Source organism: Shewanella sp. KJ2020 (genome assembly GCF_024197625.1).
Taxonomy (GTDB): Bacteria; Pseudomonadota; Gammaproteobacteria; order Enterobacterales; family Shewanellaceae; genus Shewanella.
In genome coordinates, this window is sequence record NZ_JAKUKD010000030.1 from 196,575 (window position 1) to 210,437 (window position 13,863).

Genomic DNA, 13,863 nt, shown 5'->3' on the forward strand with positions numbered 1-13,863 from the left:
CTAGTGTTTTTTATCTTCTAATGCCTGTTTTAGTTCGGCAATTTTAGCCAGCATTTGCGCTTGATTTTGCTCCATTTGCCTTTGACTCTCCTCCATCCTCGATAGCGCGACTTCTAACTCTGACTTGATTTCGGCCTTATGGGCGTCTTGGCGTTCCTGTCTCTCGGTCTCATCGGGGGCGACAAATACCGATGCCATATAACCTGAAATCACTCCGAAGAAGCTGACGCCACTCACGATAACTATGCCGCCGACGATATGGCCTGCGGTGCTGACAGGGTAATAATCCCCATAACCTACAGTCGAAATAGTGACTAAGGCCCACCAAATGGCTTGTTCGGCAGTTTGAATATTCGCGCCTTCGGTGCCGCTTTCGACGAGTAAAATAATGATTGAGGCAAAGGTGAGGATAGTCACCATGGCGACCAATAGGCTGGCTAAGGTGGTTTGTTTACGCTGTTTTATTAGAGGTAAGAGTAGGGAACGGCTCATGCGGATCAGCCGGATAACTCTGAGGATCTGGAACACACGGGCGATACGTAGGGCTTCAATTGCCGGAATACTGGCAATAAAATCAATCCAATGATGGCGCAGGTAATAGGTTTTATCCCGGGCTCGAAACAGGCCAATAAAAAAATTAGCCATGAAAATCAAGCAAATGGTCGTATCAATAAAAAACAGTAACCGATAGGTTTCACCCTCGAGGCGACCAAAGGTCATGACCAGCACTATGACCACAGATAGCAATGATAACAACATCATCGCTAACTCGAAGGGAGAAGGGCCGCCGAGCGTACGGAGTGACCAAGGGGTTTTATCAGTCATGCTTAACATGATCCCTGTGTTGTGCGGTAAGTCACTAAGGTAAAAGAGTTTACCCTATGAGTAAATTAACTTTGTGATAAATGATGGGTTATCACTTAGGGATTAACTGCGCTACATAACGACCATAGCCAGGCACGCTAAGGGCTCACTTTTTATCGACGAAGTGCACTAAATCATCGAGAACACGGCGCTTAATTTCCAATTGCGCATCGGCACTAAGGCCATATTTTTCGGCGAGTTGTACATAGTCTTCGGCATTGAGGGATACGGTTAAGCGTGGACGAGTCGGGCGTTTTGATACGCTGAGGCCTAAAATGGTACGGATTTGATCCGAAGGACTCACACCCGCATCCAGTGCTGCTTTACGAATAGAATATTGAAATTTTTCATCGAGATCGAATGCCACTTGCGTCGCCTTGGCGGCCTGTTGATTCTTCAACCATTGCTCTGGAAGTGGGTTCTTCGTTTTGCTCATTACGTATTACCTATTGCTATCAACCATTTATATCACTGACTATAGAGAGACTACACACTGAGATTGTATTTAGGAACTGTATTGCGCGATGATCTTTGGCGATTGTATTTCGCTTAGCGATAAAGTGCGAGCCCAGCACTTTATCTTATTCTAACCATTACTTACCAGGCCAGTAGTCTCTAATGTCTGTGATTGGTCTATACAGGGTTAATACCACATCGGTATCGCCACCTTCGTAGACTTCAACTTCCAGCGCGCGGCTCTCGTCATCATCGAGTAAGAGATAATATTCAAAGGGCTCACCCGTGGCACCATTGGCATCTTGGGGCGGTTTAAGATTGCGATAATCTTCACGGTGAAAGTAACCAAAGGCGGCAAAAGTCACTTGGTGGTATTGTTTTCCTAGCCATTGCTCAAGTTGATTGGCGAGATCTTCGGGTAATTCCTGGGTCAGTAGCGTTGCATGGCCTGGCTCATCAAACAGAGTACTAAATTGCTCCAAATCGAAAATCTGTTCTACCTGGGAGCGAGAAATCTTTAAGGAGAAGGCGAGGTAGGTTTCATCGTCCTCTTCAATGCTTAAATAAATGGTGTCACTGCCATGGCCCTTGAGCACCCATTCTGCCTGCTGGCGGCGTTCAAACTCATAGGTGTTTACGGCTTCGACCTTAAGCTGTTGGCCGCGTAATTGTGCGGGCAAAGCAAAGCTGTTATCGATGGAGATCATATCGCCCACATTGAGCGCTGATGGGTGATTGAGCTCGCGCTGTGGGGGCGCTTTTTTGCCAAAAATACTGTTGAAAAATCCCATATTCACTCCTACTGAACGGCGCCCGTGTGCGACAAAATTCAATACGGCCTAGTTCGCCATAACGGCATATTTAGTCATAACGACATAGTTAGCCATAGGCTGAAAAAATATCACGGGCTAAGATCCAATTGCGAATAAAGCAAAAAAATGCCGAGCTCAATAGGGGGTGATGATCCCATTGAAACCCGGCATTTGCTCATGTATTACTTAGCTTTTACGTGCTTTGATACGGTCAAGCACGGCATTAGCATTAGACTTTTGCTCGCCAATTCCCGCTTCGGCTAATTTAGCTTGCAGTGACTTATCACTGTTTTCTTCGGCTAAGGTTTCTGCGGCTTTTAATCTGTCATCAAACTGTTGTTGACGAGCCTTGATACGTTCCAATGAGTCTTTAGCATTCAGCAGCTTAGAGTTGCTTGAGGCGAAAGAATCGGTAATGGTTGCCGTGGCTTTTTGCACACTTTCAGTGGTTTTCACCATGCTCAACTGACGCTGATAATCAGACAGTTGACGCTCGGTTTTCTTCACTAAATCCTTCAGACGCAGTGCATGGGCACTGAAGCTGTCGTTGGCGCTTTGCTGCTCGGCTAATTGCTGATCAAGCTCGGCAATTTTTTCAGCCACTTCAATGGCTAAGGCCTCATTACCTTTATCGAGCGCTTGAGTTGCATAACCTTCGTGTTCGGCAATTGAGCGTTTCAAACGATCGATTTCACGGCTAGCTTGCATTTCTTTTGCCATTACATCGGTCAGCTCGCGCTTAGCGTTGGTTAAATGTTTTTCGGCGTCACGGATTTCCTGTTCGAAAATACGGGTTGAGTTTGCGTCAACGATGCTTTGGCCAACTTCGGTGGCACCACCGCGAAACGCTGTCAAAATTTTATTCAGAATGCCCATTTTGTGGCTCCTTATTTCAGATAGTCGACCATTTCATCGATAACTTCTAAGCAGTTATCGGATAAAACTGCTAATTCTTGCTCGATTTCGAGCATGCTAGATTGTAGTGATAGCGCGCCGTAAACCACGTATTTGTCATCAATTTTCGCAAAGGCTGACAGGGGCATTGGAATGTTGAGTTCTAGCATAGTTTCAAACATTTCACTGCGACGTTCTTGGTTTACTTCGTTCTCGCCCCACAGGTAACTGATGCAGAGAATCTGGTTATCCGTCACCGATACGAATACCGGGATTTCTTCACGGCCAACCACATTCACTTGCAATACTTCGATTTCGCCATCAATAGGATAACAATCGAATTGAAAGCCTGTTTGGCTGTTGTTGCCAAGACTGTTGAGGTGATTGGCAAGGGTATGGATATTCATATTTGTCCTTATTGACATATTATGTCTGTGTTCAAAGATAGCACTAAGACATAATATGTCAAGCACTATCTTTATCCGTTAAAAAAGTTCCAGTCCTTGGGTTTCGGACCAAGCCTGTAGATGGTAGTGGTACAACTGCAAGGAGCCGAGTTCATTAGGTTTGATATTGGCGGCACCTTGGTAAAAGTTGGCCGGAAACTCAAAGGCTCCGTTCACTAAACCTAAGGTTAACCAATCATCTTTGATAGGCAGAGCCTTAAGCTCGGCCAACCTATGCTGGGCATCTTTGCCGCTTAATGTTGCAATACTCCAGCCCCATTCACCGAAACTAGGCACATTATGATGGTACTGTTTGACGTCAAATCCCGCTAATGCCAAGGTTTTTGCTATCGATATAAATGCCATCTGAGCATGGTAAGGCGAGGTTGACTGTACTGTCAGAGCGCCATCATGGCTCATTAGTTCCTGTAATTTACGGTAAAAATAGTCCGAATAGAGCTTATTCAGATCGGGATGACTCGGATCGGGCAAGTCCACAATAATCGCATCGTATTTCACGCCCGTTGCAATCAGTTTATCGACTCCATTAAAGGCATCATCATGGATCACTGTGACGCGGGGATCGTTAAAGGCGTCGCCGTTGAGCGCTAACATGGCGCGACTCAATCTGTCGGGCATATCGGTATCGGGGGATTTAAACAGTTGCACCAGCGCAGCATCCAGATCGAGCAGGGTAACTTGCTCCGGCTGCCAGCGCAGCACTTGCTTTAAGCCAAGTCCATCACCGCCGCCAATAATCAATACCTTGTTATGGCGAGCACTGGCCGCGAGTGTCGGGTGTACCAGAAATGCATGGTAGATATGCTCATCAATACTAGAAAACTGCAGACGGCCATTAATATATAAAGCATAAATGGGCGGCAAGCCGTTCCCACGCAGGCGTTCAGTAAAGGTAAGTTGTTGAAACCGAGTCGCTTTACTGTAAATCACTTTATCTTTATAGAGCAAATTATTGAAGTGTTGCTCCCATTGCGGCCCCAGGGTTGCGAGTATCAACAAGACGCCTGTGACCATAAAGTGTGCGGTTAACAGTAGCTTCGGTCGGCGGATTTTTGACCAGAATCGCCAGATAAACACAAAACCCGCGAGCAGATTGAAACTGGCGGTTAAAGCGGCGGCGAGTTGAATATCGATGGCGAGCATAAAGCCCACCCAAATGGCGGCACCTATGCCTGCGCCAATATAATCGGCGCCGTAAATGGTCCCCGCGTTATGCAGTAAATGTTCGTCCGAAAGGGACTGGCGGACCCTAGCGATCAGTGGAATTTCCATACCAATCATCAGGCCCAGTAATACGCCCCACACATAGGGTAAATACTCGCTGAGTTTTTGTAGTTGACCAATCACACCGCCTTCGGGGAGTTGATCCGGTGGTAAGCCTAAGGTGTTGGCGATCAGCATGGGCAGCTGCTGGCCAAAACCAATCACGGCGGCGGTGATAAGAATGGCTAATGAGCCACAGAGTGCGACCGTGAGTTCTAAAACGACAAAACCGGTAAAGGCATCGCGGATCTTTCGGGCGGCAAAGGCACCTAAGCCCATGGAGACTATCATCAAGCCGATCATAGTGTAGATGGCGGCTTCTAACGCCCCTAAAATGCGCCCCGCATAGTGGGATAACAGATATTCGTAAATCAGGCCGCAACCTGCTAATACGGCCATGATGCCCAGCAATAGGGCATCATCGAACCAACCTAGGCGGCTAGGTTTAGCCGCTAAGGGGGTTAAGCTGGTGTCTTGCATTCGATTACGCCATCAGTGCCGAGAGGATAAGCGCGATAGCGATACTGATCGCCATTTCTACCGCAGCGATACCGATATTGTGTTGTCTTTCGACCTCTTCAGCTAAATTGATGCTGGCGAGTACCAGTTTTTTCACCATAAACAGCAGCAAGGTCAGCACGAACAACATGATCACTGAGAACACTAGCCAGCCGATCACGTTCGTGACATAGGCCGTTGGGTTATAAATGATAAAGTGACTGGCGGCATTGAAACTGAGCGCCATCGCAATCATATAACCCGCGTGGCGTATAGCCACAGCCGTGTGCCCCTGCACTAAAGCCTGTTGCATTGTGGAGTCTTGATTACGACTGGCGAAGCGATTTTCACGCCAGCGAGTCAGTAAAACTAACATCAACTGCGAAATCGCAAAGGCGCTGAAGATAGCGATAAAAGTATCTAGGGTTAAATCTTCTGCCCATAACAGCACGGAGCGGATGATAATGGCAGTCGCTATGGCAACGCTGGCATCGACAATGGCGACGGACACATTCCCTTTAATGATTTGCTCGTTCTTATTGAACTCGTTTAAGGCAATTTTATCGTGGAAGAAACGGCCTAATTTAATCAGCACTAAACCGAATAAACCATAGGCGCTCATGCCAATGGCTTCGGTTAAATAAGAGGGCGCGGCGGCGCCAGTAATGGCCCCTGTCAGCACTATGCCCAGTGCGGCAACGGCGCCAGCGGTACTGATGCCAAAGGCAAAGTTATCCCGCTCGGCTAATTCTCTACTGCTGTTAACTCTTACGCTCCAGCCTTGCAAATAACGCATTAATGTCAGCAAGATAACCGCAATAGTGAGGTCGATTGCCAGTATGGTGACTAGCTCTGGTGTGATACCGAAATCCTGAAATAGTGTCATTGGAAATCCTTAGTTACTTGCCCCGGCGCACACTGCGGGTCGTGCGATTGCTGGAATTGCGAAAGCTGCTGTCTTTAGAATAGTTTGAACGAAACTTGCTGCTCGAACTTTTACTGGCACTGGTGGTATTGGCTTTGGGGGCACTGGTGCTTTCACGGGATAGTGCCGTAGCTCCGGTGCGCGGCTTAGCATAGGGGCTATCGAAGCGTTTACCCTGGGCGTCGAAACGTTTTTTAGTTTGCTCGAAGGTTTTAGCTTGAGCATTGGCTTGCTTAGGCGACGTATAGCGATAGCGGCCAACGTCATTGTAATAGCTATAGCCACGATTGCCTGACCATCTGTCGTAATAAATTGGCCGATTGAAGGCATTCGAAAACATCGAATACATGCCATACCAGGCCCAAAATGACATGCCGCTCGAGTCGGTTTGCCAACTACCATAGGACGGATTGCCGACCAATTGACTGCCGGGGCCAAAATCTTCGGCACTATTGGCGAGTGCGGCGGCTTCGCGGCTAATCGCATTAACTCTGGCAAGCTTACCCTCGGACATATCGGCCACCACGTTCACGGGATCTGACAACATATCGTTGTATAAACTGGGGTCTGCTGCCTGATAGAGGTTCTCGGCTTCGGCTAACTGTTGATCCAAATCGGCAAAGTTTGCTGGATTTTTAGACTCTTCTAAACGACGTTTTAGGGAGGAATACATAGGCCCTTGGGTGCCTGAATCCTTAGCTAATTCATCGAGAAGGGGCGCAAAATCGGGTTTTTGCTGTTTTAACAGTGTGCTGTACTGTTTTAATAGATTAGCGTTACGTAGTTGGCCATCATCGAGCATGGTACTCAATGTAGTGAGGCGTTGCTCTGTGAGTTGTTGATACTTTTCGATTTTTTCCGGCCTATCATCGCCACATCCCGTGAGCGATAGCATGACGGCTAAACAGAGTATCGATGCGAGAACACGCATTAGCATTCCTGCCATGTTTTCTCCAAAAGTGTTGAAATAAAACTCAAATACTTGCAGACAATAATAATCCACTTACCCAATATGCCTGCCGTGCAGGTTATAGTACCCTTAAATGCCACGGAAGAAAGGAAGTCTTTTCGTCTTTTGTCATCCTGCATCTTCAGGTTGTTTGGGTATATATCATTTGCGACATAATATGTCGATAGTTAAATTTGTTAGGGATTATTATGACCATGCAAAAAGACAGTAATAAGTCATTGTCTATTCTGATCACTCAAACGGCCGAGCGCCATTGGCAGCGGTTAGAGGAAGTGTGGTCTGAAGGGCTCTTGCAACTGACGCCCAGCCAGCAGCAAGAGTTGAAAACTGTGCTTGGGCTCAGTGATTATGTGGCGACGCAGTTGAGCCGTCATCCCGAATGGATAAGGTCACTGTTTGCCGGTGACTTGCAGCTGATTGAACGCCAAAGCTTTGATACTGAATTGCATGCCAAGCTTGCCAGTGCCACATCTGAAGATATGGCAAAAGCTGTGCTGCGACGCTTTCGCAATTATCAAATGGTGCGTTTGGCTTGGCGTGATTTTTTAGACTATGCCAGTTTAGAAGAATCCTTACTCGATCTGTCTGCACTCGCCGAAGCCTTAGTGATCTGCGCCCGCGACTGGCTCTATAAAGAGATGTGCACTCAGTACGGCACGCCAATGGATAAGGCTGGCACACCACAGCCATTGCTGATTTTAGGCATGGGCAAGTTAGGCGGCCGCGAGCTTAATTTCTCCTCCGATATCGATTTGATTTTTACCTTCCCAGAGCATGGTGAAACCGTCGGTGGCCGCCGTAGTCTTGATAATCAACAGTTTTTTATCCGTATGGGGCAGAGGCTGGTTAATCTGCTCGATCAAATTAGTGTCGATGGCTTTGTCTTTCGGGTGGATATGCGTCTGCGCCCCTACGGTGAGAGTGGTCCGCTGGTGGTGAGTTTTAGCGGTCTTGAGGATTATTACCAGGAACAGGGACGCGATTGGGAGCGTTATGCCATGGTCAAGGCCCGCGCCCTTGGGCCTTGGACCCACTTCAGTGATGAATTGCATTCTATGCTCAGGCCCTTTGTGTATCGCCGTTATATCGATTTTTCGGCGATCGAATCCCTGCGAAAAATGAAACAACTTATCGCCCAAGAAGTGCGTCGCCGCCAACTGACCGACAATATAAAACTCGGTGCCGGGGGAATACGTGAGGTCGAGTTCGTGGTGCAGAGTTTTCAACTCATCCGTGGTGGTCGCGAACCCGCCCTGCGCCAGCAGAGTTTATTTGGCGCTATGGACACCCTCTACAGTCTTGGGCAATTTGAATATATGGCGGTTGATGAGCTGAAACACAGCTATTTGCTGCTGCGCCGGGTCGAAAACCTACTGCAAGCCATCGATGATAAACAGACGCAAACACTGCCGAATAACCCACTCGATTGGGCGCGATTGTGTTATGTGCTCGATATGGCTAATGAAACCGACCTTAGAACCCATATTGAGGCCGCGATGGCGAAAATTCATCGCCACTTTAAAGCTACCGTAGGCGGGGAAGAAGGTGAAGAAAAAGCTGAGCACTGGACGGCGCAGCTGTGGAATGTGCAGCAGGATGACCATGCCATTGCCCTGTTAGCGGAGCAAAATATCGAAGATCCACAGTTATGGCCTTTACTCAGTCGTTGGCGTGAAACTGTGACTAAACGCTCCATCGGCCCCCGTGGCCGAGAAACCCTCGATAAGTTAATGCCAAGATTGCTAGAAGAATTGCTCAATCAACCGAGTCCGTCGGCGGCCTTTGAACCCGTGTCTAAGGTATTGGAGCAGATTTTAACGCGCACAACTTACCTTGAATTGCTGTGTGAAAACCCCGGTGCGCGCCAGCAGTTGGTCAGTCTATGCTGCGCCAGCCCTTGGATTGCCGCCCAATTGGCTAAGTTTCCGATGTTGCTCGATGAACTTATCGATCCCGCGCATTTATATGATACGACCTCGCTCGATGATTACCCCAGCGAGCTGCGCCAGTATCTGCTGCGGGTGCCTGAGGATGATATGGAGCAGCAGATGGAAGCGCTGCGCCAATTTAAATTATCCCAACAACTTAAAATCGCCGCCGCCGATGTGACCGGGGTTTTACCTGTAATGCAGGTGAGCGATCACTTAACCTTTTTAGCCGAGGCCATTATCGAGCAAGTGGTGATGCAGGCATGGCAGCAGATCGCTCAGCGTCACGGTGTTCCGACTTATCTTGAGGGAAATGATACTGGTTTTGCGGTTATTGGTTACGGCAAGTTAGGGGGAATTGAACTGGGCTATGGATCGGATTTGGATCTGGTATTCCTGTATGAGGCACATGCCAGCATGGCCAATAGCCTGACGAATGGCGACAGGCCCATTGAGGTCGGGCATTTTTATCTGAAATTAGCGCAGCGGATTTTGCATTTGTTTTCGACTCGCACTACGTCGGGCGAGTTGTATGAGGTGGACATGCGCTTGCGTCCATCGGGGGCATCGGGTTTGATGGTGAGTGAAATCACCCGTTTTGGTGAATACCAAGCCGATGAAGCTTGGACTTGGGAGCATCAAGCCTTAGTACGTTCACGTTTTGTGTTTGGTGATAATAGCTTGGCGGTGAAATTCAGCCGTATCCGAGCCTCGGTACTGGAAAAACCGCGGGATAAAGATGAGCTTAAAAAAGCGGTGCGCGAGATGCGCCAAAAGATGCGTGATCACTTGCTTAAGGCCAGTGAGGGGATATTCGATTTAAAACAGAGCCCAGGTGGCATCGCCGATATTGAATTTATTGCCCAGTATCTGGTGCTGGCCAATGCCCATGAGTATCCCGAGCTGTCGATTTGGTCCGACAATGTACGCATTTTTGGTGTATTGGCCGAGCTTGAGCTTTTACCTATAATGAGTGCCCAGCACTTAACCCAAAGCTATTGTTGGTTAAGGGATGAAAATCATCGGCTTACATTGCAGCAAAAATCGGGGCAACTGCCTTATACAGAGGTGGCTGAACATGCCGAGCGGGTACTTAGCATTTATCGCACTGTGCTCGATTAGTATCGTCCCTGTTTCCCTAACCCGCTTGGGCCAATATCATTGCCGTTGAATGTTATCCACCCAATGCAGTCATTGAAGGTTGGCGCTATTCTGTAAGACGTTCCGATTAACTTGGTCTAAAGTTTAATAAGAGCAGCCAGCAGAGAGCGCCATGCAATTACCGCCAATCCCTGATAATGAGCTACAACGTTTAGCCACATTACGTTCACTCAATGTGTTAGATACCGATGCCGAAGAACGCTTCGACCGTATTACTCGGCTCACTCGACGAATTTTTTCCCTACCCTATTGTGTCATTACCCTTGTCGATGCACATCGTCAATGGTTTAAATCCCGCCAAGGATTGGAAATCACTGAAACCCCAAGGGATGTTTCTTTCTGCGCCCATGCCATTAACCATGAAGAAATTTTTATTATTAATGACACCCTAAAGGACGCACGCTTTAGTGATAATCCGCTGGTTGTACAGCTACCCTATATGCGGTTTTATGCTGGGTATCCTTTAACTCTTCACGGTCAATTTCGGGTGGGAACCCTATGTTTGATTGGGACTGAGCCACGAACGTTTAGTGGCGAAGAGATGGAAACCTTAACGGATTTAGGCCAAATGGTGGAGGCTGAGTTACTCTCCATTGCCCAAAATACCTTAGATCCACTTACGACGATTTCTAATCGTCGTGGTTTTGAATTGTTGGCGCATCAAGCTCTAGCGAGTTGTCGTCGCACCCATGCCGAAGCGGCCTTGGTATTCTTCGATCTAGACTTTTTTAAGGAAGTGAATGACAACTTTGGCCACCTTAGGGGGGATCAAGTGCTATATGATTTTGCCCATATTTTGATGTCGGCCTTTAGGGAGTCGGATGTGATAGCAAGGCTTGGTGGTGATGAATTTGTCGTGTTGTTAAGTTTTGTACACAGGGAGACGATTAACCTCGCTATAAATCGTTTTAAATCATTACTTGAACAATATAATCAACAACATCCGCTAGATCATAAAATTGCCACCAGTATTGGCGTTGCCCACTGGACACCGGATTCTGCAGTGAGCTTAGAGGATCTGTTCGACTCCGCCGATAAAGCTATGTACCAGGATAAAGCGACCCACCACGGCGATGCGTCTTAAATAATGTGTGTTTAAGTTAGATGACAAGGGAGACAATAATGTCTCCCTTGTCATTGGACTTTATTCGGCGAAGAAGCACTAAGCCGTGCCCATTAAGCCGTAATGAGTATGACCCAGTGTTGATATAAAGGTAAGCCAATTAACACGTTAACCGGAAACGTGATCCCGAGAGAGGCCAGCATAGCTAGCCCAATATTGGCCTCGGGTATTGCGGCACGAATGGCCGCTGGCGCTGCGATATAAGACGCACTGGCACTTAATGCCGCCAGCACTAAAATGCTGCCAGAGGGCAAGTCTAGCCATAATCCAACGGCAATACCGCACCAAGCCAATACAAAGGGCATCACGGCGGCGAACATCAATAAGCGCCATTGCTTCAGTGGTAGCGGCAAACACACTTTAGCCGTCACTAAGCCCATTTCCAGTAAAAATAATGCCAGTAAAGTTTTGAACCCACCCAGTAACACGGGTGTGAGCGGCGCAAGCCCCGTTGGGCCGTAAAGCCAACCTATCACCACACCACCAAGGAGTAATACAACGCCACGGCTGGTTAAGGCTTCGTGCAACACGCTCGATTGAGTTTGATTCTTGGATGATGTTTCAATTGCTTTTTTAGCGCTTAAGTATCTGTGTAGCCAGAGCATCACGACTATCGCCGGCAGTTCTAGCAGCACGAGGTACAGGGTGGTTTCTGGCCTTAGGATCAATCCCGATTTTTCCACCATGGCCATCACCACCGCAAAGGTTCCTGCGCTGACGGAGCCGTAATGGGCGGCAATACTTATGGCATCTGTGTGACCAACGCGAACCAGCCGGGTTAACATTGGGTACAAGGCCAAGGGGATAATAAAGCCTAAAGCAACAACCGCTAACAGCTCAGTGATTACTAAGTTTTGGGTGTGACCATGGAGCGCCATACCACCCTTTAAGCCCAAAGTGAGCATTAACAGTATGGATAGGGTTTCATAGATCGCGGGTGGAACTTTAAGATCTGACTTCACAAGGCCAGCTAACAAGCCTAAGGCGAAAAAGGCAATCACAATATCGGGCATAAGTATCTCATTAAGTTTGATTTTTAAGCAGTGTAGAACAGGCTTAATTGTCGGATGATCCTGATGGCTGGTGATTTTGGGCCTAATTGGTTATATTGAAAAATAAATTGTTTGCCACTTAGGTATAGATAATTATCTATGGATAAGCGCTCATCATCGACTCAGCTTAAATTGCGGCATTTGAGTTTTCGGTTACTGCAGGTGTATGTTCAAGTTGTGCGGTTGGGCAATATTTCCGCCGCGGCGAGGGTGTTGCATTTAACCCAACCTACAGTGTCATTACAGCTTAAAAAGCTGGCCGATGTGTTGGGTGAGCCGCTACTCGAGAGTCGTGATGGTCGTATATTGCCGACCTTGATTGGCAATGAACTCTACCAAGCTGCCTGCGATACTCTGAGTCGTTTTGAGGATTTCGATGCCTTTATACAGCAGGCTAAAGGTGGCAGTGTTGGTCACATTAATATCGGTATCGTCACTACCGCGAAGTACGTGTTACCACGGATTTTAGGGGCTTTTTATCGGCAGTTTCCGCAGGTTAAAGTGACCTTAAATATCGGTAACCGTGCCCATGTGTTGGGCCGATTTGAGCGCCAAGAAGATGATTTATATCTGTTTAGTCATCCACCTAGCGGCGATAACGTGCTATCTGCGCGGATCATTAAAAACCCGCTGCAACTGATTGCGCCTAAGGATCATTGGGCGGTGGACCGCGAGCAAGTGAATTTTAACGAACTTAAAAATGAGCGTTTTATCGTGCGCGAACCGGGATCGGCTACCCGCTTGATGTTCGAATCTTGGTGCAGCGGTCAAGGCATTACGCTCGGTGACACTATGCAAATTGAGAGTAATGAGGCGATACGCCTAAGCGTCGCATCGGGCTTAGGATTATCGGTGATTTCGGCGCACACGCTGCAAGAAGGCCGTGAAAAACCAGCTATTTTGCCGGTAACGGGTTTTCCGCTCGAAAGTAACTGGTATCTGGTTGGCCGAAAAGATCGTCGCTTGCCCTATGCTGCCATGCAGCTGGTGGACTTTATGGCGGCGCATTTGGCCGAGTGCATTGAGCCAGAATGGGTTGCCGCCGATATTAGTGCACTGGCAATGCACTTTAATCATGTGTCCCAAACTCGGCCTTAATACTGCTGTAATTTGTTTTTTTGTAACTGATTTTATTATAAAAACTAGCTTTGATACCCAAGCTAAAATGGTGTAACAGTTACTGACTATGCTTTGGTTAAGCATTAAGCACGGAGGTGTTTATGCTGCGTCCTCGCAGGACTCAAATTAGCCTTAAACTCTCTTTTTAAAATTGCTCCCTATTACCATTGCCGCAGCCGCGTTGTTCGGTGTGCCTTAATTTGGTCCTGATAGATAAGGATGATGAAAATGAAAAATTGGGTTTCAATCAATCTTGGCGATGCGTTACTAACGGATTATCAGCTAATAGAATTGCAAAAAAAAACTAGTTGATTTATATCATCTGCATGGA

Annotated in this window: 12 protein-coding genes; 3 read left to right on the plus strand and 9 right to left on the minus strand. The window is 47.6% G+C overall.

Features of this window, described 5'->3' with window-relative positions:
* From MJO46_RS16225 to MJO46_RS16260, 8 genes are all read right to left on the minus strand, one after another.
* Positions 1 to 825: an ion transporter gene (locus MJO46_RS16225; RefSeq protein WP_253990216.1), complete on the minus strand. Its 825-nt coding sequence runs from the start codon at positions 823 to 825 to the stop codon at positions 1 to 3.
* A 145-nt stretch (positions 826 to 970) separates the two neighbouring features.
* Positions 971 to 1,300, minus strand: coding sequence for a hypothetical protein (locus tag MJO46_RS16230; RefSeq protein WP_007645538.1), 330 nt, complete (start codon positions 1,298 to 1,300; stop codon positions 971 to 973).
* Between the two features lie 157 nt (positions 1,301 to 1,457).
* On the minus strand, positions 1,458 to 2,111 hold the full coding sequence (locus tag MJO46_RS16235; RefSeq protein WP_253990217.1) for a DUF4178 domain-containing protein: 654 nt from the start codon (positions 2,109 to 2,111) through the stop codon (positions 1,458 to 1,460).
* A gap of 207 nt (positions 2,112 to 2,318) precedes the next feature.
* Positions 2,319 to 3,008, minus strand: a complete 690-nt coding sequence (locus MJO46_RS16240) for a PspA/IM30 family protein (protein WP_198780929.1) — start codon at positions 3,006 to 3,008, stop codon at positions 2,319 to 2,321.
* 11 nt (positions 3,009 to 3,019) lie between these two features.
* Positions 3,020 to 3,433: a YjfI family protein gene (locus tag MJO46_RS16245; RefSeq protein ID WP_253990218.1), complete on the minus strand. Its 414-nt coding sequence runs from the start codon at positions 3,431 to 3,433 to the stop codon at positions 3,020 to 3,022.
* Between the two features lie 78 nt (positions 3,434 to 3,511).
* A complete protein-coding gene (locus tag MJO46_RS16250; protein WP_253990219.1) occupies positions 3,512 to 5,236 on the minus strand; it encodes a polyamine aminopropyltransferase in 1,725 nt (574 codons plus the stop codon).
* 4 nt (positions 5,237 to 5,240) lie between these two features.
* Entirely contained in the window at positions 5,241 to 6,140 is a 900-nt protein-coding gene (locus tag MJO46_RS16255; RefSeq protein WP_253990220.1) for a DUF350 domain-containing protein, read from the minus strand.
* 13 nt (positions 6,141 to 6,153) lie between these two features.
* Positions 6,154 to 7,125 carry a hypothetical protein gene (locus tag MJO46_RS16260; protein ID WP_253990221.1) on the minus strand — a complete coding sequence of 324 codons (972 nt, stop codon included), beginning with the start codon at positions 7,123 to 7,125 and terminating at the stop codon, positions 6,154 to 6,156.
* 212 nt (positions 7,126 to 7,337) lie between these two features.
* On the opposite strand from MJO46_RS16260, the gene glnE reads away from it, so the two are divergent.
* Positions 7,338 to 10,199, plus strand: coding sequence for a bifunctional [glutamate--ammonia ligase]-adenylyl-L-tyrosine phosphorylase/[glutamate--ammonia-ligase] adenylyltransferase (gene glnE / locus MJO46_RS16265; protein ID WP_253990222.1), 2,862 nt, complete (start codon positions 7,338 to 7,340; stop codon positions 10,197 to 10,199).
* A gap of 151 nt (positions 10,200 to 10,350) precedes the next feature.
* Complete coding sequence (locus MJO46_RS16270) at positions 10,351 to 11,322, plus strand: diguanylate cyclase (protein ID WP_253990223.1); 972 nt, start codon at positions 10,351 to 10,353, stop codon at positions 11,320 to 11,322.
* 92 nt (positions 11,323 to 11,414) lie between these two features.
* Here MJO46_RS16270 and MJO46_RS16275 read toward each other — a convergent pair whose 3' ends face one another.
* On the minus strand, positions 11,415 to 12,374 hold the full coding sequence (locus MJO46_RS16275) for a sodium-dependent bicarbonate transport family permease (protein WP_253990224.1): 960 nt from the start codon (positions 12,372 to 12,374) through the stop codon (positions 11,415 to 11,417).
* Between the two features lie 138 nt (positions 12,375 to 12,512).
* On the opposite strand from MJO46_RS16275, the gene MJO46_RS16280 reads away from it, so the two are divergent.
* Positions 12,513 to 13,511: a LysR family transcriptional regulator gene (locus MJO46_RS16280; protein ID WP_253990225.1), complete on the plus strand. Its 999-nt coding sequence runs from the start codon at positions 12,513 to 12,515 to the stop codon at positions 13,509 to 13,511.
* Positions 13,512 to 13,863 lie beyond the last annotated feature (352 nt).

Bases quoted from the DNA above. Each gene is read 5' to 3' on its own strand.
- MJO46_RS16225 (WP_253990216.1), bottom strand. From the start codon at position 825: ATGACTGATAAAACCCCTTGGTCACTCCGTACGCTCGGCGGCCCTTCT.
- MJO46_RS16230 (WP_007645538.1), bottom strand. From the start codon at position 1,300: ATGAGCAAAACGAAGAACCCACTTCCAGAGCAATGGTTGAAGAATCAA.
- MJO46_RS16235 (WP_253990217.1), bottom strand. From the start codon at position 2,111: ATGGGATTTTTCAACAGTATTTTTGGCAAAAAAGCGCCCCCACAGCGC.
- MJO46_RS16240 (WP_198780929.1), bottom strand. From the start codon at position 3,008: ATGGGCATTCTGAATAAAATTTTGACAGCGTTTCGCGGTGGTGCCACC.
- MJO46_RS16245 (WP_253990218.1), bottom strand. From the start codon at position 3,433: ATGAATATCCATACCCTTGCCAATCACCTCAACAGTCTTGGCAACAAC.
- MJO46_RS16250 (WP_253990219.1), bottom strand. From the start codon at position 5,236: ATGCAAGACACCAGCTTAACCCCCTTAGCGGCTAAACCTAGCCGCCTA.
- MJO46_RS16255 (WP_253990220.1), bottom strand. From the start codon at position 6,140: ATGACACTATTTCAGGATTTCGGTATCACACCAGAGCTAGTCACCATA.
- MJO46_RS16260 (WP_253990221.1), bottom strand. From the start codon at position 7,125: ATGGCAGGAATGCTAATGCGTGTTCTCGCATCGATACTCTGTTTAGCC.
- glnE (WP_253990222.1), top strand. From the start codon at position 7,338: ATGACCATGCAAAAAGACAGTAATAAGTCATTGTCTATTCTGATCACT.
- MJO46_RS16270 (WP_253990223.1), top strand. From the start codon at position 10,351: ATGCAATTACCGCCAATCCCTGATAATGAGCTACAACGTTTAGCCACA.
- MJO46_RS16275 (WP_253990224.1), bottom strand. From the start codon at position 12,374: ATGCCCGATATTGTGATTGCCTTTTTCGCCTTAGGCTTGTTAGCTGGC.
- MJO46_RS16280 (WP_253990225.1), top strand. From the start codon at position 12,513: ATGGATAAGCGCTCATCATCGACTCAGCTTAAATTGCGGCATTTGAGT.